18 protein-coding genes are annotated in these 16,359 nt (G+C 71.3%); 7 read left to right on the top strand and 11 right to left on the bottom strand.

Annotated elements, in window-relative coordinates; all coding sequences use genetic code 11:
• Positions 1-36: 36 nt before the first annotated feature.
• The 3 genes from panB to ACWIBS_RS14090 are packed head-to-tail and all read right to left on the bottom strand — an operon-like array spanning position 37 to position 2,539.
• Entirely contained in the window at positions 37-924 is an 888-nt protein-coding gene (panB, locus tag ACWIBS_RS14100; protein WP_376128671.1) for a 3-methyl-2-oxobutanoate hydroxymethyltransferase, read from the bottom strand.
• A complete protein-coding gene (gene panC, locus ACWIBS_RS14095; RefSeq protein ID WP_376128673.1) occupies positions 921-1,778 on the bottom strand; it encodes a pantoate--beta-alanine ligase in 858 nt (285 codons plus the stop codon). Before panC ends, panB begins: the two co-directional genes overlap by 4 nt.
• A complete protein-coding gene (locus ACWIBS_RS14090) occupies positions 1,775-2,539 on the bottom strand; it encodes a DUF2520 domain-containing protein (RefSeq protein ID WP_376128675.1) in 765 nt (254 codons plus the stop codon). The genes panC and ACWIBS_RS14090 overlap by 4 nt, the downstream gene beginning before the upstream one ends.
• A gap of 72 nt (positions 2,540-2,611) precedes the next feature.
• On the opposite strand from ACWIBS_RS14090, the gene ACWIBS_RS14085 reads away from it, so the two are divergent.
• Together ACWIBS_RS14085 and helR are read left to right on the top strand one after the other, a co-directional pair.
• Entirely contained in the window at positions 2,612-4,060 is a 1,449-nt protein-coding gene (locus ACWIBS_RS14085) for an aminotransferase class I/II-fold pyridoxal phosphate-dependent enzyme (RefSeq protein ID WP_376128677.1), read from the top strand.
• 138 nt (positions 4,061-4,198) lie between these two features.
• Positions 4,199-6,361 (top strand): RNA polymerase recycling motor ATPase HelR, encoded by a 2,163-nt coding sequence (gene helR, locus ACWIBS_RS14080; RefSeq protein WP_376128679.1) that lies wholly within the window; start codon positions 4,199-4,201, stop codon positions 6,359-6,361.
• Positions 6,362-6,381: 20 nt separating this feature from the next.
• Here helR and ACWIBS_RS14075 read toward each other — a convergent pair whose 3' ends face one another.
• From ACWIBS_RS14075 to ACWIBS_RS14060, 4 genes are read right to left on the bottom strand one after another with little or no spacing between them, the layout of a single operon-like run.
• Positions 6,382-7,092: a RibD family protein gene (locus ACWIBS_RS14075; RefSeq protein WP_376128681.1), complete on the bottom strand. Its 711-nt coding sequence runs from the start codon at positions 7,090-7,092 to the stop codon at positions 6,382-6,384.
• A complete protein-coding gene (locus ACWIBS_RS14070) occupies positions 7,089-8,090 on the bottom strand; it encodes a glycosyltransferase (RefSeq protein WP_376128683.1) in 1,002 nt (333 codons plus the stop codon). Before ACWIBS_RS14070 ends, ACWIBS_RS14075 begins: the two co-directional genes overlap by 4 nt.
• Positions 8,087-8,488 carry a 6-pyruvoyl trahydropterin synthase family protein gene (locus ACWIBS_RS14065; RefSeq protein WP_376128685.1) on the bottom strand — a complete coding sequence of 134 codons (402 nt, stop codon included), beginning with the start codon at positions 8,486-8,488 and terminating at the stop codon, positions 8,087-8,089. The genes ACWIBS_RS14070 and ACWIBS_RS14065 overlap by 4 nt, the downstream gene beginning before the upstream one ends.
• Positions 8,485-9,468, bottom strand: a complete 984-nt coding sequence (locus ACWIBS_RS14060) for a zinc-dependent alcohol dehydrogenase (RefSeq protein WP_376128687.1) — start codon at positions 9,466-9,468, stop codon at positions 8,485-8,487. Before ACWIBS_RS14060 ends, ACWIBS_RS14065 begins: the two co-directional genes overlap by 4 nt.
• Before the next feature lie 206 nt (positions 9,469-9,674).
• On the opposite strand from ACWIBS_RS14060, the gene ACWIBS_RS14055 reads away from it, so the two are divergent.
• Positions 9,675-10,376, top strand: coding sequence for a GTP pyrophosphokinase (locus ACWIBS_RS14055; RefSeq protein ID WP_376128689.1), 702 nt, complete (start codon positions 9,675-9,677; stop codon positions 10,374-10,376).
• 10 nt (positions 10,377-10,386) lie between these two features.
• Here the strand turns inward: ACWIBS_RS14055 and ACWIBS_RS14050 are convergent, their stop codons facing one another.
• The 3 genes from ACWIBS_RS14050 to ACWIBS_RS14040 all read right to left on the bottom strand — a co-directional run bounded on the left by ACWIBS_RS14050 (position 10,387) and on the right by ACWIBS_RS14040 (position 13,282).
• Positions 10,387-11,046 carry a hypothetical protein gene (locus ACWIBS_RS14050; RefSeq protein WP_376128691.1) on the bottom strand — a complete coding sequence of 220 codons (660 nt, stop codon included), beginning with the start codon at positions 11,044-11,046 and terminating at the stop codon, positions 10,387-10,389.
• 38 nt (positions 11,047-11,084) lie between these two features.
• Positions 11,085-12,803: an acyl-CoA dehydrogenase gene (locus ACWIBS_RS14045; protein ID WP_376128692.1), complete on the bottom strand. Its 1,719-nt coding sequence runs from the start codon at positions 12,801-12,803 to the stop codon at positions 11,085-11,087.
• A gap of 62 nt (positions 12,804-12,865) precedes the next feature.
• Positions 12,866-13,282 (bottom strand): OsmC family protein, encoded by a 417-nt coding sequence (locus ACWIBS_RS14040; RefSeq protein WP_376128694.1) that lies wholly within the window; start codon positions 13,280-13,282, stop codon positions 12,866-12,868.
• Between the two features lie 73 nt (positions 13,283-13,355).
• Between ACWIBS_RS14040 and ACWIBS_RS14035 the strand changes: the two genes are divergently transcribed.
• The 4 genes from ACWIBS_RS14035 to ACWIBS_RS14020 all read left to right on the top strand — a co-directional run bounded on the left by ACWIBS_RS14035 (position 13,356) and on the right by ACWIBS_RS14020 (position 16,195).
• On the top strand, positions 13,356-14,120 hold the full coding sequence (locus tag ACWIBS_RS14035) for a methionine ABC transporter ATP-binding protein (protein ID WP_376128695.1): 765 nt from the start codon (positions 13,356-13,358) through the stop codon (positions 14,118-14,120).
• Positions 14,117-14,788, top strand: coding sequence for a methionine ABC transporter permease (locus ACWIBS_RS14030; RefSeq protein WP_376128697.1), 672 nt, complete (start codon positions 14,117-14,119; stop codon positions 14,786-14,788). The genes ACWIBS_RS14035 and ACWIBS_RS14030 overlap by 4 nt, the downstream gene beginning before the upstream one ends.
• A 45-nt stretch (positions 14,789-14,833) precedes the next feature.
• Positions 14,834-15,655, top strand: coding sequence for a MetQ/NlpA family ABC transporter substrate-binding protein (locus ACWIBS_RS14025; RefSeq protein WP_376128699.1), 822 nt, complete (start codon positions 14,834-14,836; stop codon positions 15,653-15,655).
• A gap of 123 nt (positions 15,656-15,778) precedes the next feature.
• Positions 15,779-16,195: a CBS domain-containing protein gene (locus ACWIBS_RS14020; protein ID WP_376128701.1), complete on the top strand. Its 417-nt coding sequence runs from the start codon at positions 15,779-15,781 to the stop codon at positions 16,193-16,195.
• A 2-nt stretch (positions 16,196-16,197) separates the two neighbouring features.
• Here the strand turns inward: ACWIBS_RS14020 and ACWIBS_RS14015 are convergent, their stop codons facing one another.
• A complete protein-coding gene (locus tag ACWIBS_RS14015; protein WP_376128703.1) occupies positions 16,198-16,344 on the bottom strand; it encodes a hypothetical protein in 147 nt (48 codons plus the stop codon).
• Between the last annotated feature and the right edge of the window lie 15 nt (positions 16,345-16,359).

The raw sequence follows: 16,359 nt of genomic DNA, 5'->3' as shown, positions 1-16,359 counted from the left end.
CCACCATTCATCCGCGTCGTCGGATCCGAACCGAGCTCACGGATTCGGCGGACCCGGGTCCTTCGTCGCCCGTCGTTCGAGCGCCGCCCGCGCGGCGTCGACAGCCTCCGGACGGGAGCGGTACGTGTGTTCGGCGGCGGGGAACAGCCCGGTGCGCACCTCGTCGGTGTACGCGGCGACCCCTGCGGTCATCGCGTCGCCGACGTCGGCGAAACGCTTCACGAAGGTCGGGAGCCTTCCCGGCGTGATGCCGAGCAGATCGTGCAGCACGAGCACCTGTCCGTCGGCCGGCCCCGCGCCGATGCCGATCACCGGGATGCGCAGCGCCGGAAGCACGACGGCGAGAAGCTCGGCCGGCACGGCTTCGACGACGAGCGCGAACGCTCCGGCATCCTGCACGGCGAGCGCCTCGTCGATGAGGCGAGCCGCCGATTCCTCGGTGCGCCCCTGCGCGCGCAGACCACCCAGCGCGACGGCGGTCTGAGGCGTCAGGCCGACATGACCGACGACGGGGATGCCGGCATCCACGATCGCGCGGATGCGCGACAACCGCGACGTGGTCGCGCCCTCGAGCTTGACGGCGTCGGCGCCGGCCTCCTTCACGAAGCGCACGGCGGTCGCCACCGACTGCTCGTCCGAGGTCTCGGTCGACCCGAAAGGCAGGTCGCAGACGACGAAGGCCGTGCGCACGGCGCGCCGCACGGCGCCGGCCAGCACGAGCATCTCGTCGACCGTGATCGACACCGTCGAATCGTGACCCAGCACGACCTGCGCGCCCGAGTCGCCCACGAGCACCATGTCGACCCCGGCCTCGTCGGCGATGCGCCCCGAGGGGTGGTCGTAGGCCGTCACCATGACGATCTGCTCGCCGCCGGCCTTCATCTGGGCCAGGCGCGTGATCGTGATGGGAGCGCGGTGCGTCATGACGGCTCTCCTCCCGGCGCGAGCACGACGTTGTCGATCAGCCGGGTCGCTCCGACCCGGACCGCGACGGCGACGAGCGCCGGGCGGTCGACTGCCCGCACTTCCTCGAGAGTATCGGGGTCGACGATCGCGACGTACTCGGCGGTCAGGCCGCTCGCGCCGAGCACCTCGATCGCCCGCGCCCGCAGGACCTGCGCGTCGCGCTCGCCCGCGGCCGCGGCATCCCGGATCGCGCGAAGCGCACGGGGGATCGCGAGCGCCCGCTCCCGCTCGGACCGCGACAGCAGTGCGTTGCGGCTGGAGCGCGCGAGGCCGTCGGGATCGCGTGACGTCGGGCATACGGCGATGCGCACGGGAATGCCCAGATCGGCCACGGCGCGACGGACCACGACGACCTGCTGCGCATCCTTCGCGCCGAAGTACGCGACGTCGGGACGCACGGCGAGCAGCAGCTTGACCACGACCGTGGCGACGCCGTCGAAGTGCCCGCGGCCGCGATGCGCGCCCTCGAGCGTCTCGGCGATGTGGCCGGTCACGCTGACGGTCGTGGCAGAGCCCGCCGGGTACATCTCGGCGGGCGCCGGGGCGAACAGGATGTCCGTGCCGACGGATGCCGCAATCTCCGCGTCGCGCTGCTCGGTGCGCGGGTACGCGTCGAGGTCGGCGGCGTCGTTGAACTGCGTCGGATTGACGAAGATCGACAGCACGACGGTGTCCTCGGCTTCGCGGGCGGCCCGCAGCAGCGTCAGGTGGCCCTCGTGCAGCGCACCCATCGTCGGGACGAAGCCGATGCGGCCCTCGCCGCGCCGGGCGAGCGCTTCGCGCAGTTCGGCGACGGTGCGCACGGTGATCATGACGGCCTTCCCTGCGGCTCGGCGGCCGCCAGGTCGCGCGTCGCCGACACCAGGGCGTCGAACAGTTCGAGGCGGCCGGGCAGACGTTCGGCGACGGCGGCGCGCTGCTGCCGCACGGTCTCGTCGTCTCCGCGCGCGATCGGTCCCGTGAGTGCGACGTAGGCGCCGTGGTCCGCCCAGTTCTCCACGGCCGCCCGCACGAGCGGCACGAGCGCCGACCGCTCGATGCCGGCGGTCGCCGCGAGCTCCGCGGCGAACCCCTCGACGGTGATGAGGAAGTTCGAGGCGACACTCGCCGCGGCGTGGTACGCGACGCGGTCGGCGTCGTCGACCTCGAAGGCATCGAGCCCGAGGGCCGTGGCGAGGGCGTGCGCCGCCCGCTCGGCCCGCGGAGTCGAGGCGGCGAGGGCGGCGGGCACGCCGGCGAACCGGGCGCCGGCGCCCGTGACGGTCATGAGCGGATGGATGCTGAAGGCCTCGTGCGCGGCGAGCGGGTCGAGCGTCGTCGATCCCGACAGATGCCCCACCAGGCGCCCGGGGGCGATGTGCGCCGCGGCCGCGGCGATCGCGGTGTCCGGGACGGCGAGCAGCACGATGTCGGCGTCGTCGCCCGTCGCTCCGCGCCCGGCGGGCCCGCGCACGGCGACGCCCGCGTCGGCGAGCGCCGCGGTGAGCGCGGTGCCCATCCGTCCGGCGCCGACGACGAGTACGGTCTCGCCGAACGGCGCACGGGGCGTCGAGGTCGGGGCTTCGGGATCCACTGTGGGGATGCTACCGCGCACGCGCGGCACGGGTGAACGCCCCTGCCCGCCGTCCTCGCTAGGGTCGTGCGTGTGCCCGCCCTGAACCCCGATGACGCGCCGCTCCTCGATGCCTGGCAGCGCTTCACGGCGGCCGCCGAAGCCGGCGCCGTCACGCCGTTCAGCATCCCGGGCCACAAGCACCGCCGCGACCTCGTCGGCGAGGTGATCCGCGGCGATGTGCCGCTGTTCGCGGGGCTGGACACCATGAAGCAGTCGCACGGTCTCCTCGCCGACGCCGAGGCGCGCACGGCCGCAGCGTGGGGCGTCGACTGGGCGCGACTGTCGACGGGCGGATCGACGCACGCGAACCAGGCGGCGGTCCTCGCGCTCGGCCGGCCCGGCCAGTCCGTCGTCGTGTCGCGCACGCTGCACCGCTCGGTGCTGCTCGGCATCGTGTTCGCGGGGCTGCGACCGGTGTGGGTGCGCCCCGAGGTCGACGCCGCGACGGGGCTTCCGGGTGCCGTGCCGGCCGAGGTCGTGGCATCCGCCCTCGCCGAGAACCCCGACGCGTGCGGCGTGCTGATCGGCGACCCCTCGTATACGGGCACGCTGTCGGACACCGGCGGGATCGCGGATGCGGCGCACGCCGCCGGAGTCCCGCTGGTCGTGGATGCCGCGTGGGCGGCCTACTTCGGCTTCTCGCCGCTCGTCCCCGCTCACGCTCTCGCTCGCGGTGCGGATGCGCTCGTGACCAGTGCCCACAAGACGCTGCCGGCCTGGAGCCAGGGGGCTCTGCTCGTCGCCCGTACGACCCGGGCCGGAGGCCTGCTCGACCCCGACCGGCTCGAGCGCGGCTTCGAGGCGTCGAACTCGACGAGCCCCGCCGGCGCGATCCTCGCGAGCATCGACGCGTCACGCGCACTGCTGCAGCGCGACGGCGAGCATCTCATCGGACGACTCGTCGCGCTCGTGTCGCGCGCCCGGGCGCGGCTGTCGGCGGTCGACGGCATCGAGGTGCTCGAGAGCCGGCCCGGCCTCGCGGTCGATCCGGCCAAGCTCGTCGTGCTCGTCGCCGGCACCGGCGCCCACGGGCACTCCCTCGAGGCCGACCTTCTCGCCGAGGGGATCAGTCTCGAGATGGCCGACCGCGACGTGCTCGTGCCGATGGTCACACTCGCCGACGACGAGCGCTCGGTCGATCGCCTCGTCGACGCCCTCATCGCGGCCGTCGACCGGCACCGGGGCAGCCCGCGCAAGGTCGCGCCCTCATCGGCCTGGGCGGTCGAACCGCATCAGGCGCTCACCCCGCGCGACGCGTTCTTCGCCCCGCACGAGAGCGTCCCGGCCGACGCCGCCGTGGGCCGCGTGTGCGCCGAGCTGATCGCGCCCTACCCGCCGGGGGTACCCGTGCTCGCACCGGGCGAGATCGTCACGCGGGAAGCGCTGGACGCGCTGCGCGAGACGCGCGCCGACGGCGGTCGCATCGCCTACGCCGCCGACCCCACCCTGGCCACGATCCAGGTCGTCGCGACCGCCTGAGCGGGAAAAGACGAAGGGAGAACAGAATGTCCTCCCACTTTCAGAGTATCGCCGGAGGGGGGCCTTGCCGCAAGACCCCCCTCCTGGGGCAGAATCGATCCCCGCTCGCGCGGTGTGCGCCCGAGCGGGAGAGGCCGCATGACGAACGACCCGAAGGACCCGTTCTCGGATCTTCCGCCCGCGAAGGCGGATCCGTCGCTCATCGACGCCGACCGCAGGCACTTCGCGCGCATCGCCGATGCGCTGCGACACCAGCACGACGAGGCCGAGGCCCGACTCGCCGCCGCACGACGGATTCCGGCGCGCTCGGGTGAGGCCGCCGTCGAACGGGACCTCGAGATCCGCCGGCTCAGCAGTCGTCTTCGACTGCTCGGTCGGTTCGGGATCGACCTCTGCCTGGGCAGGATGACCCGGGCGAGCGGCGAGTGCGTGTACATCGGACGCACCGGACTCGCAGCGCCCGACGGCACGCGGCTGGTCATCGACTGGCGCACGCCCGCCGCGGAGCCCTACTTCGCCGCGACGCTCGAGGATCCCCGCGGGCTCGTCTCACGCCGTCGCTACCGCTGGGCGCACGGCCGCGTCGTCGACTACTGGGACGAAGCGCTCGCCGCCGCGGGATTCGACGATCGCGCGTCGCTCGACGACCAGTCCGCGTTCATCGCGAGCCTCGGCTCGCACCGGACGTCGAAGATGCGCGATGTGCTCGCGACCATCCATTCCGATCAGGACGCGATCATCCGCGCACCCTCCCCCGGCGCCCTGGTCGTCGACGGCGGCCCGGGCACGGGCAAGACGGTCGTCGCGCTCCATCGCGCGGCGCATCTGCTGTATGCCGAGCCGCGGCTCACGCAGAGCGGCGGCGGGATGCTGCTGGTCGGCCCCCACCCGCACTACCTCTCGTACGTCGAAGATGTCCTGCCGAGTCTCGGCGAGGACACGGTGCGGCTGTGCACGCTGCGCGACCTGGTGCCCGAGGGTCGTGACGCCGGCGACGAGAGCGACGCGCGGGTCGCGGGCCTCAAGGCCGCTCTGGATCCGATCGCGGTGATCGACGCCGCCGCGGCCGAGCACGAGCGGCCGCCTCGGCGTGCACTCCCGATCGATTCGCCGTGGGGCGAGCTGTGGGTGACCCGCGACGAGTGGGCGGATGTGTTCCGCAACGCCGACCGCGGTGTCGCGCACAACGAGGCACGCGACGGTGTGTGGGAGGAGCTCATGGAGCTCCTCGTCGACCAGATCGACGACCCGGATGCCGCGCCGCAGGTCGTGCGCCGCTGGCTGCGCCAGGACGAGGAGCTGACCGGCACGTTCCTGCGCTCCTGGCCCCTGCTCTCTCCGACGGAGATCGTCGCCCGGCTGTGGAGCGACGCGGATCTCCTGCAGCGCTGCGCACCGCATCTCTCCCCCGCCGACGCCGTGGCGTTGCAGCGATCCCAGCCGCGGGCATGGACGGCAGCCGACCTTCCGCTGCTGGATGCCGCGCATCGACGCATCGGCGACCCCGAGGCGGCGCGACGCGAGCATCGCCGTCAGGCCGTGATCGCCGCGACGCAGGACCGGATGTCCCACGTCATCGACCACCTCATCGAGAACGACGACAGCGAGATGAAGGTCATGTCCATCCTGCACGGTGAGGACGCACGGAACGTGCTCGCCGGCGCCGATGCGCCTCCGGTCGCCGATCCGGACGAGCTCGCCGGCCCCTTCGCCCACATCGTGGTCGACGAGGCGCAGGAGCTCACCGACGCCGAATGGCGGATGCTGTTGGCGCGATGCCCGTCGAAGAGCCTGACGATCGTCGGCGACCGCGCCCAGGCCCGGCACGGCTTCGTGGAGACGTGGACCGAGCGCCTCGAACGCGTCGGCGCCCGCGGCGTGCACCTCGCCCACCTCGGTGTGAACTACCGCACGCCGTCCGAAGCGATGGCGGCCGCGGCGCCGGTGATCCTCGCCGCGATCCCCGATGCGAACGTGCCGACCTCCGTCCGCGACAGCGGCATCGCCGTCCAGGAGGGCTCGGTCCATGAGCGGGACCGCATCATCGGCGAATGGCTCGCCGAGAACCCCGACGGCATCGCGTGCGTCATCGGAGACCCGGGCTTCGCGCCGAGGCCGCGGGTCCGCTCGCTCAGCCCCGCCGCCGCCAAGGGGCTGGAGTTCGATCTCGTGGTGATCGTCCGCCCCGACGACTTCGGGGACGATGTCACCGGCGCGGTGGACCGTTACGTCGCGATGACGAGGACGACGAGCCGGCTCGTCCTCCTGCGGCCCGCCCCGGTGCATCCCGTGTCACGCTGATCGGTCCGATCGCCCATGATTCACGACGGCGCTGCGCCGGCGATCTTGCTCGGGCACCGCGATGACAGGGCGTACCGCAGCAGCACGACATCGCCGATGGGCCGCGTGTCGAGCAGCCGCGCGCGGTGCTCGTCGTCCCACGGGAACCGTCCCGGATGCACGAAGCGCGGCGCGCCGGCTTCTCCCACGAAGAACGGCGCGATCACGAGCTGCAGCTCGTCGGCGAGCCGCTGCACGAGGAACTGCGTGTGCACGCGGCCTCCGCCCTCGACCATGAGCCGCCCGATCCCTCGCGCGCCGAGGTCGGTGATCGCGTCCGCCATCGGCGTCTCGCCGTCCAAGCCGACGATCGTCGCGCGATCGCCGAGCGCGCGCGTCAGGCGCCCGGCCTCACCGCGCGGGCAGTACACGATCTTCTCGACGTCGCCGAGCGTGAAGAACGCCGAGTCGGCGGGCAGGTCGCCCGTCGCCGTGATCGTGACTTTCGCGGGCGAGGCCGGCAGCCCCCGCGCGACCCGCGCGCGACGTCGCTCCTCGCTGCGCACGAGCAGCCGCGGATTGTCGCGCCGCACGGTCGAGGCGCCGACCATGATGGCGTCGTTGTCGGCCCGCAGCTGGTCGACGCGGTCGAAGTCGGCCTCGTTCGACATCGCGAGCCGGTGCGGCGCGGCACTGTCCAGGCAGCCGTCGAGCGACATCGCTGCGCTGAGCGTCACGTACGGCCGCGTCATGGCACACCCGCCAGGGCGTCCGAGACCCGCGCCACGGTCGTGTCCCACCCGCGTCGCAGCGGGCGCGCACGCCGGGCCGCCGTCGTCAGGCGGCCGCGCAGATCCGGGTCGGTCATCCACTGCCGCAGCGCGTCGGCGAGCGCTCCCGCATCGCCGGGCGGCACGAGGAGCGCGGCGTCGTCGGCCACCGCCTCGGGTACACCGCCGACCCCGCTCGCGAGGACGGGGATGCCGCGCGCCTGCGCCTCGGCGACGACCATGCCGTACGCCTCGACGCGCGTGGGCGCGACGAGCAGATCGGTGCCGTCGTACCGGCGGTCGAGCTCGTCCGCCGTGCACACGCCCGCGAGCTCGACGCGCTCGCGCAGACCGGCATCCTGCAGCCGATCGCGCAGGTCGTCGACGAAGGCGGGATCCGCGTCGGTCGCGCCGGCGAGGGTGCAGTGCCAGTCCGGGATGCCGGTGAGTTCGGCGAGCGCCGTGACGAGGACGTCCTGTCCCTTGTGCGGGGCGAGCACGCCGACGCACAGCAGCGCTCCGCCATCTTGCGTCCCGGACGCGACGGTGGCGGGGGCGACCCCCGGCGCGGCCACCGCGACGTCGTCCCGATCGAGCTGCGCCGCCGTCCATTCGCTCGTCGCGATGACGGCGCGTGCGGCGCGCACCGCACGCCGCTCCCCCTCGGCCGCGGCGGGATCGGGCTGCGGGAACGCCGACGACACCATGTGCGCGAGCACGACGATCCGAAGGCGCGCGGAGGCGTCTTCGATCGCTGCCGCCGAGGCACCCGCGACGAGACCGTCGACGAGCACGAGGGCGCCGTCGGGTTCGGCCTCGAGCGCGCCCCGGGCCTGGGCGGGATCGACCTCGACCGTGCGCACGCGCCATCCCGTGCGAAGGAGCCCGTCGCGCACCTGCCGGTCGTACACGTTCCCCCCGCTCACCCGCGCGGGATCATCGAGCCCGCGCGGCACGACGAAGCTCACGGCATCCGTCACAACGCGACCTCGTAGGTCGCCCACGCGATGTGCGATTCGTGCAGCGTCACCGCGATGGCGTCGATCCTGCCGGCATCCGCTCCGAGATCGCCGTTCCGCGCGGCCGTCACGAGCTGCTGTGCGACGTACTCGCACAGGCGCTCCGTCGTCGTGTTGACGCCCGTGAAGCGGGGGTCGTCGTCGAGATTGCGGTAGGTCAGCGACGACAGGATGCCGCTCAGCACCTCGGAGGCGAGGCCGATGTCGACGACGACGCCGTTCTCGTCGAGCTCGGCGACGCGGAAGGCCGCGTCGACGACGAAGGTCGCCCCGTGCAGCCGCTGCGCGGGGCCGAACATCTCGCCGGTGAAGCTGTGCGCGATCATCATGTGGTCGCGCACCGTGAGCGTGTAGGTCATTCGTCGTCCTTCCAGTCGATGACGTGGCAGAGTCCGGGCAGGTCGCCGGCAGCGATCGCCGCCATCGTCTCGGGCAGTCGGGTCCACGACGACTCGCCCGTGAGGAGTGCGTCGTAGGCGGGGTCGCGCAGCAGCCGCAGCGCGATCTCGAGCCGGTCGCCTGTCGTGCGCGTGCCGCGTCTGCGCGCGGGCACGACACCGACCTGACTCGAGCGGATCGTGAGTCTTCGCGAGTGGAAGTCCTCGCCCAGCGGCAGGCTGACCTCGCGGCTGCCGAACCAGCTCGCCTCGATGATCTCGCCCTCGGTCGCCGCGGTGCGCAGAGCGGTTCGCAGGCCGTCTTCCGAGCCGCTCGTGTCGATCACGATCTCCCGGCCGTGCGGAGCGTCCGCGGGCACGTGGAAGGCGACGTCGAGGGCGGCGCACACCTCGGCCTTCGTCTCGTCGACATCGACGACGGCGATCTGCACGCCCGGGATGCCGCGGGCCAGACGCGCGACGGCACAGCCGATCATGCCCGCACCGATCACGGTGATGCGGTCGCCGACGAGGGGTGCGGCATCCCACAGGATGTTGACCGCGGTCTCGACGGCTCCCGCGAGCACCGCTCGGCGGGCGGGCACACCGTGGGGCACGAGGACGAGCGCCGACTCCGGCACGACGAAGGCGGACTGGTGCGGCGCGAGCGTGAAGACGGTGCGGCCTTCGAGGGTCGACGGTCCCGTCTCGACGACCCCGACGTTGAGATAGCCGTACTTGACGGGTGCGGGAAAGTCGCCCTCTTGGAGAGGCGCCCGCATGCGGGCGTGTTCGCGCTCGGGAACCTCGCCGCGGAAGACCGTCGACTCGGTGCCGCGACTGATGCCCGTGTAGACGGTGCGCACGCGGACGTCGCCGAACTCGGGGTCGCGGATCCGTTCTCGGCGCAACGCCCCTCGGCCCGGCTCCTCGATCCAGAACGACGTCGCCTGCACCGCCATCCCCTCCGTTCGTCATCACCTCGGTCGCGGCCACAGGCCGGTCAGCGCCCACGTCTCGCGGGTGATCGGCCGACGTCCCCACCTTCCCGCATCCTGCGCGAGGTCGCGAGGGCTTGCTTTGCCGCGCGGCTCGGCTACAGCGGTCGCTTCCGCGGAGCGCTGTTGCTCACAGCGCCCGCCTATGCCCGGCGGCTAACGTTTCGGTCATGCGCGCGAGGCCGGAATCCGTGACCGTCATGACCGAGGACGGGCCCAGCGTGTTCTCGCCCGATCAGCTGCGGACGATGCGCGACGAGTTCCAGCGCTTTCTGCTCGACTACCAGTTCGGACTGCGCGAAGTCGAGACGAAGCTCGGCATCCTGCGCGACGAGTTCCTCCTCGTTCACGACTACAACCCGATCGAGCACGTGTCCAGTCGTGTCAAGACCAGCGACAGCCTCATCGACAAACTCGTGCGCAAGGGCATCGACCCCTCACTCGACACGATCCGCCGGGAGGTCACCGACATCGCCGGCGTGCGCGTGACGACGAGCTTCGCCCCGGACGCCTACCGCCTGTTCGACCTTCTCGCCGGACAGGACGACATCACCGTACGCACGGTCAAGGACTACATCGCCGAGCCCAAGCCCAACGGGTACAAGAGCCTGCACGCGGTCGTCGACGTGCCTGTCTTCCTGTCCACGGGTCGCGTCAGCGTGCCGGTCGAAGTGCAGTTCCGCACGATCGCCATGGACTTCTGGGCCAGTCTCGAGCACAAGATCTATTACAAGTACGACGGTGTCGTCCCCGACGGGCTGCTGGCCGAGCTGAAGGATGCGGCGGACTCCGCCGCGGAACTCGACGCCCGGATGGAGCGACTCCACGGCGAACTGCGCGCCCCGGATCGCCGCGGACTCATGGCGGTCTAGACGAGACGGGTCATTCGCCGCCGTCGAAGACACCGCCGTCGAGGAGCCAGTTGTAGCGCAGCCGCAGCGCGCGCTCCGTGCTCGCCACGAGCGTCGCGATCAGGAGCGAGATATTCGCCCAGGCGGGGAGGTGGATCGGGCTGATGAACGTGCCGACGCTTTCGGCGACGGGCGGAATCCGCGTGATCTGCTCGATGATCTGCGGCACGCCGATAACGAGGGCGACGAGGAGCACCGCGACCGAGGCGATCCCGATGCCACGACTGAGCGCGGGGCGCGTCGTGTTCAGTCGTGAGCGCCGGCCCTCCGCAGACGCCGAATCGGGGCTGAGCTGCCGTTCGGTCCCGTCGTCGGCGATGTAGTGGCAGCGCTTGAGCCCGAAGCTGCTGGCGACGACCTCGATCGTGCCGCCGGGCACGGCGAAGGCTGCGGGAAGCTTCGACCGCGCGAGGTTGCGGCCGTCACGGTACAGCTGGGCGATCACTTCACCGTTCGAGTCGCCCCACAGGCGCACGTCGACGGACCAGACCTGGGGTCTTCCGTGCTCGTCGGCCAGTCGCAGGTGGAACAGCGACCGAGACAGGGGCTGCCACCACCGGTATCCCGGCAGCACATGGCCGTCTCCGGGCTTGGCCCGCCGTGCAGCTCGCTTCCTCTTCCCGGAACCCATCGTTCGAGCCTAACGCGGGCGATTCCGCGTCGCAGAGATCAGGCGATCTCGCCGTTCGCGACCGTTTCGGCGAGCGCGTGCACGCGCGGCAGGTGGTGGCTGCCGTAGAAGTCAGCGGCCGTCAGGCGCGCGGCATCCGTCTCGGTCTCGGTCGGGTGCGCGAGCACAGCGGCGACCGCCTGCGCGTGCATCCATCCGCCGGCGAGTGTGCCGAGGAGCATCAGGTACGGCACGCTCACGGCGTACGCGTCGCGCGATCCCTCGAACGCGAGCAGATCGGTCGTCGCCCGGCGGGCCGCATCGACGGCGCGCGCGAGCTGGTCGGCGGTGCGTGCGGCCGTCGGCGCATCCCGCGCGCGCAGTCCGGCGACCGTCTCGTCGATCAGGTCGAACAGGTGCTCTGCCGTCACCCCGTTGTCGCGCAGCACCTTGCGGCCGACGAGGTCGTTGGACTGGACCGCCGTCGTGCCCTCGTAGATCGTCGTGATGCGCACGTCGCGATAGTGCTGTGCGACCCCCGTCTCTTCGACGAAGCCCATCCCGCCGAAGACCTGGATCGCGTCGCTCGTGACGCCGATGGCGTCTTCGGTCGTCCAGCCCTTGAGGATCGGCACGAAGAACTCGGCGAGGGTCGCGACAGCGGGGTCGGTCTCGCCGCGATCGAGCAGGTCGCCGACGTAGACGCCCAGCGCGCGCATCGCGAAGATCTTGCTCGACATCGACAGCAGCAGACGGCGCACATCGGGGTGCTCGGCGATCGGCGTGCCGGCGGGCCGGTCGAGGACGCGTCCTTGCAGGCGCTGCGCGGCGTAGTCGGCGGCTTCCTGGTAGGCGCGGTCGGCGATGCCGGTCGCCTGGAAGCCCATGCCGGCGCGCGCCGAGTTCATCATGACGAACATGCCGGCAAGGCCGCCGTGCAGCTCGCCGACGAGGTAGCCGGTCGCGTCGGCGTAGTCGAGCACGCAGGTCGGGCTGCCGTGGATGCCGAGCTTGTGCTCGATCCCGACCGTCGTGATGGCGTTGCGCTCCCCCAGCGAGCCGTCGCCGCCGACGAGGAACTTCGGCGCGACGAACAGCGACAGGCCCTTCGCCCCCTCGGGCGCTCCGGGCGTGCGCGCCAGCACGAGGTGCACGATGTTCTCGGCGATGTCGTGATCGCCCCACGTGATGAAGATCTTCTGCCCGCGGATCGCCCAGCTGCCGTCATCGCGCGGCGTCGCGAGCGTGCGGATCGCGCCGAGATCGGTGCCGGCGGCGGGCTCTGTGAGGTTCATCGTGCCCGTCCAGCGCCCGGACACCAGCTGTGTCAGGTAGGTCTCGCGCAGATCCTCGGATGCCGCGGCGTCGAGGGCGTGGATCTGTCCCGCCGTCAGCAGCCAGCACAGCGCGAACGCGGCGTTCGAGGCGTTCCACATCTCGCCGAGGCCCGCGCGGATGCCGCCGGGCAGCCCGTCGCCGCCGGCCGAGACGGGAGCCTCGGCGGTGACCCATCCGGCCTCCACGAAGGCCTGATACGCCTCGGCGAAGCCGTCGGGCAGGCGCACGTCGCCGTCTTCGAGGCGTGCGCCGACCTCGTCGCCGATCCGCTCGAGGGGAGCGATGACGGATGCCGCGAACTCTCCGGCTGCCGCGAGGATCTCGGTCGCGTCGTCGGCCGTGAGCTCTCCCGCCGTCGCGCGCGAGACGAGGTCGGTGCCGAACACCTCGCTCAGCAGGAACGTGTAGTCCTCGATCGGGGGACGGTACGAATCGACCATGAGAGCCTCTTTCACACGACGACGGCAGTGGGACTGCGGTTCAGTCTACGTGAGACTAGGTGTCACGCGGCGGCGTAGTCCTCGGTGTGCACGCGGACGGTGGCAGCGCCGGCGAGCAGCTTCGAGACGGGGCAGCGCGCGTGCGCGGCGGCGAGCACGCGCTCCACCTCGGCGACCCCGGCACCCTCGGCGGACAGGTAGGCGTCGACATGGAACTCCAGTCCGGGGCCGGGCCGCGCATCGTGCAGCGCCACCTCGACACGCACGGCGGTGCGCCGAGCACCGCCGACGATGACCTGCGCCGTCGCGTTGAGGCACGTCGCCCAGGCCAGGGCGAGCAGCTGCTCCGGATTGGTCGCGTCTGAGTCCGCGGCATCCGACAGCGGCGACGCGACGGCCACCTCGAGCCCTCCGGGCACGCGGCTCACGCCGTCACCGCCGTCTGTGTTGAAGGCCGCCGTCCGGTACCGTGCACGCATCCGGCCAGTATAATTGGACGCTGTACATCAATTCGCCGGAATGCGCGGCGCAAGCAGGAAGCGACCCGACGCGATGGGCACAGCCGAGCCGGCGATCGTGACGTTCGACGCCGTCACGAAGCACTTCGGCGCACCCGCCGAGGGACGGCCCGCGCTGCGCGACATCGATCTCACGATCGAGCGCGGCGAGATCTTCGGCGTCATCGGAGAAAGCGGCGCCGGCAAGTCGACACTGCTGCAGCTCGTCAACGGGCTCACCACCGCGACCTCGGGAACCGTCACGGTCGACGGTTCCGACGTCGCGACGCTCGGTCGGCGAGCGCTCCGGATGCTGCGTCGCGACATCGGCGTCGTGTTCCAGGGCATCCACCTCCTCAGCAGCCGGACCGTGCGCGACAACGTCGCCCTGCCCCTCACGCTCGCGAAGCGGACGAACGGCCGGGCGCAGCGGGAAGCCGTCGACGAGATCCTCGCGTTCGTCGGGCTCTCGCATCGGGCCGACCACTACCCCGCTCAGCTCAGCGGCGGCGAACAGCAGCGCGTCGGTCTCGCGCGGGCGCTCGTGGCCAGACCCGCCCTGCTGCTGTGCGACGAGCCGACCTCGTCACTGGACGCCGCGACGACCTCCGACGTGCTGCGTGTGCTGCGCAACGCTCGCGACGAGCTCGGCACGACCGTCGTCGTCATCACGCACGACCTCGACGTCGTCAAGGCGCTCTGCGACCGTGCGGCACTGCTCGAGCGCGGCGTGCTGCAGGAGCTCTTCCGCGTCGCGCGCACGGAGTATCCGACCCTTCCCAGCTACCGCGAACAGGTGCGACGGGAGCTGATGAGATGACCTGGCTCACCGAGCTGTTCGACGAGTACGGCGACGCGATCGTCGAGTCGCTCGCCGAGACCGGCTACATGCTCGTCGTGTCTCTTGCCGCCGCCGTGCTCATCGGTCTGCCGCTGGGCGTCATCGTCTTCCTGACCCAGCGCGGCGGACTGGCCGAGCACCGCGTGTTCTGGTCGGCGGCGAACATGTTCATCAACATCGTGCGCTCCTTCCCGTTCCTGCTGCTCGTGGTGTTCCTCATCCCATTCACGCGCCTGGTGATGGGCACGAGCTTCGGCACGCAGGCGGCGACCCTCCCCCTGTGCTTCGTCGCCGTCGCGATCTACGCCCGCCTGGTCGAGCAGATCCTGCGCGAGATCCCCGCGGGCATATCGCGTGTCGCCGATGCGATGGGCGCGACCCTTCCCCAGGCGGTGTTCCGCGTGCTCCTCCCCGAAGCGCGGTCCGGTCTCGTCTACGCGCTGACCTCGGCCGCGATCAGCCTGCTGTCGTACTCGACCGTGCTCGGTGTCGTGGGCGGCGGCGGCATCGGCGACTTCGCGATGCGCTACGGCTACCAGGAATACAACGACGCCCTCATGTACATCACGATCCTCATCATCATCGTGTGCGTCCTGGCCATCCAGGCCGTCGGCTACCGCACGTCGCAGCGCCTCGACCACCGCTGATCTTCAGCGCACAGAACCCCCACCACAGAAAAGAGAAGTACCACCATGGCAAAAGCCCGCTTCGGCATCCTCGCCGGCCTCGTCGCCTCCGCGCTGCTCATCGGAGGCTGCGCGTCGGGCGGCGACGACGCGCAGCCCGAGCCCGGCGGCGATGAGACGGTGACGATCCAGGTCGCCGCGGTCACCTCTCCCATGACGGATGTCGTCACGGCGGCCGCCGAGGCCATCGAGGACGGCTACGAGATCGAGCTCGTGGAGGTGTCGGACTATGTGACGGCCAACGTGATCGTGAACGCCGGAGACGTGTTCGCGAACTTCTCGCAGCACGAGCCGTACATGGAATCGTTCAACGCCGGCAACGACGGCACCCTCGTCGCGGTGCAGCCCGTCTACAACTTCGTCATCGCGTTCTATTCGAAGACGATCGACGACATCGCCGATCTTCCCGAGGGCGGCACGGTCGCGGTGCCCGACGACTCGTCCAACCGGGGCCGCGCGCTGAAGCTGCTCGCCGATGAGGGGGTCATCACCCTCGACGCCTCCGTCGATCCCTACGACGCGACCGTCGCCGACATCGCCGAGAACCCGAAGAACCTCGAGTTCCTCGAGGTCGGCATCAGTGCCCTCAACGCCGCATACGACGAGGCCGATCTCGTCTTCCAGTGGCCGTCGCACATCGCCGCACTCGGCCTCACGCCCGAGCAGGACGGCCTCATCACCGAGCTCGACGACCGCTTCGTGCTGCACCTGGTCGTGCGCGACGAAGACGCCGACTCCGCCGCCACGGCCGCCCTCAAGACAGCGTTCGCGAGCGACGAAGTGCGCGAGGTCATCGAATCGAACGGCACGATCCAGCCCGCCTTCTGACCGGAAGCCGGATGCACCGGGGGCGGCGCCGGGTCGATCCACGCGATGGGCCGGACGTCAACCCCGGTGCTGCGGTGCGCGGGCTCGCCTAGCGTCGCGTGCAGGAGAGAAAGGAGTCATCCCATGACTGCTGCACGCGACATCATGACCCTCGACCCGACGTGCGTGCGAGAGAACGACACCCTCGTCGACGCGGCCCGGCTGCTGCGGGACCTCGACGTCGGCGCGCTCCCGATCTGCGGCGAAGACGACCGACTGAAGGGCATGCTCACCGACCGCGACATCGTCGTGCGCTGCATCGCCGACGGCGGCGACCCCGTCACGACGACGGCCGGCAGCCTCGCGCAGGGCAAGCCCGTCACGATCGGCGCCGACGACGACATCCGCGAGGCGCTGACGGTGATGCAGGACCACCAGGTGCGGCGTCTTCCCGTCATCGACGGCCATGACCTGGTCGGGATCATCAGTCAGGCCGACATCGCCCGCGAGTTGTCCGCCACTCAGACGGGTGAGACGGTCGCCGAGATCTCGGAGGACTGACGCTAACGGTCCTGTGGGGCATCGGTGGCACCCTCGGTCGCTCCGCTCGCGGCGTCGGCCTGCTGCTCCCCCTCGTGCATCTGCTCGGTGAAGTCGTCGCCCGCGAGGTCGGATCCTGGGCCGGTACGGTTCGGGTCGTCTCTGTCCATACCCACCATCGTGCG

The organism is Microbacterium sp. NPDC055442 (genome assembly GCF_053644215.1).
Note: the sequence above shows the minus strand (reverse complement) of the source record. Positions and strands in the feature narration are given on the sequence as shown.

What these genes read in the sequence shown, in the direction of transcription:
- ACWIBS_RS14030 (WP_376128697.1), top strand. Translation starts at nt 14,117, where the DNA reads ATGACCTGGCTCACCGAGCTGTTCGACGAGTACGGCGACGCGATCGTC.
- ACWIBS_RS14055 (WP_376128689.1), top strand. Translation starts at nt 9,675, where the DNA reads ATGCGCGCGAGGCCGGAATCCGTGACCGTCATGACCGAGGACGGGCCC.
- ACWIBS_RS14025 (WP_376128699.1), top strand. Translation starts at nt 14,834, where the DNA reads ATGGCAAAAGCCCGCTTCGGCATCCTCGCCGGCCTCGTCGCCTCCGCG.
- panB (WP_376128671.1), bottom strand. Translation starts at nt 924, where the DNA reads ATGACGCACCGCGCTCCCATCACGATCACGCGCCTGGCCCAGATGAAG.
- ACWIBS_RS14040 (WP_376128694.1), bottom strand. Translation starts at nt 13,282, where the DNA reads ATGCGTGCACGGTACCGGACGGCGGCCTTCAACACAGACGGCGGTGAC.
- ACWIBS_RS14045 (WP_376128692.1), bottom strand. Translation starts at nt 12,803, where the DNA reads ATGGTCGATTCGTACCGTCCCCCGATCGAGGACTACACGTTCCTGCTG.
- ACWIBS_RS14060 (WP_376128687.1), bottom strand. Translation starts at nt 9,468, where the DNA reads ATGGCGGTGCAGGCGACGTCGTTCTGGATCGAGGAGCCGGGCCGAGGG.
- ACWIBS_RS14020 (WP_376128701.1), top strand. Translation starts at nt 15,779, where the DNA reads ATGACTGCTGCACGCGACATCATGACCCTCGACCCGACGTGCGTGCGA.
- ACWIBS_RS14065 (WP_376128685.1), bottom strand. Translation starts at nt 8,488, where the DNA reads ATGACCTACACGCTCACGGTGCGCGACCACATGATGATCGCGCACAGC.
- ACWIBS_RS14050 (WP_376128691.1), bottom strand. Translation starts at nt 11,046, where the DNA reads ATGGGTTCCGGGAAGAGGAAGCGAGCTGCACGGCGGGCCAAGCCCGGA.
- ACWIBS_RS14015 (WP_376128703.1), bottom strand. Translation starts at nt 16,344, where the DNA reads ATGGACAGAGACGACCCGAACCGTACCGGCCCAGGATCCGACCTCGCG.
- ACWIBS_RS14035 (WP_376128695.1), top strand. Translation starts at nt 13,356, where the DNA reads ATGGGCACAGCCGAGCCGGCGATCGTGACGTTCGACGCCGTCACGAAG.
- helR (WP_376128679.1), top strand. Translation starts at nt 4,199, where the DNA reads ATGACGAACGACCCGAAGGACCCGTTCTCGGATCTTCCGCCCGCGAAG.
- ACWIBS_RS14075 (WP_376128681.1), bottom strand. Translation starts at nt 7,092, where the DNA reads ATGACGCGGCCGTACGTGACGCTCAGCGCAGCGATGTCGCTCGACGGC.
- panC (WP_376128673.1), bottom strand. Translation starts at nt 1,778, where the DNA reads ATGATCACCGTGCGCACCGTCGCCGAACTGCGCGAAGCGCTCGCCCGG.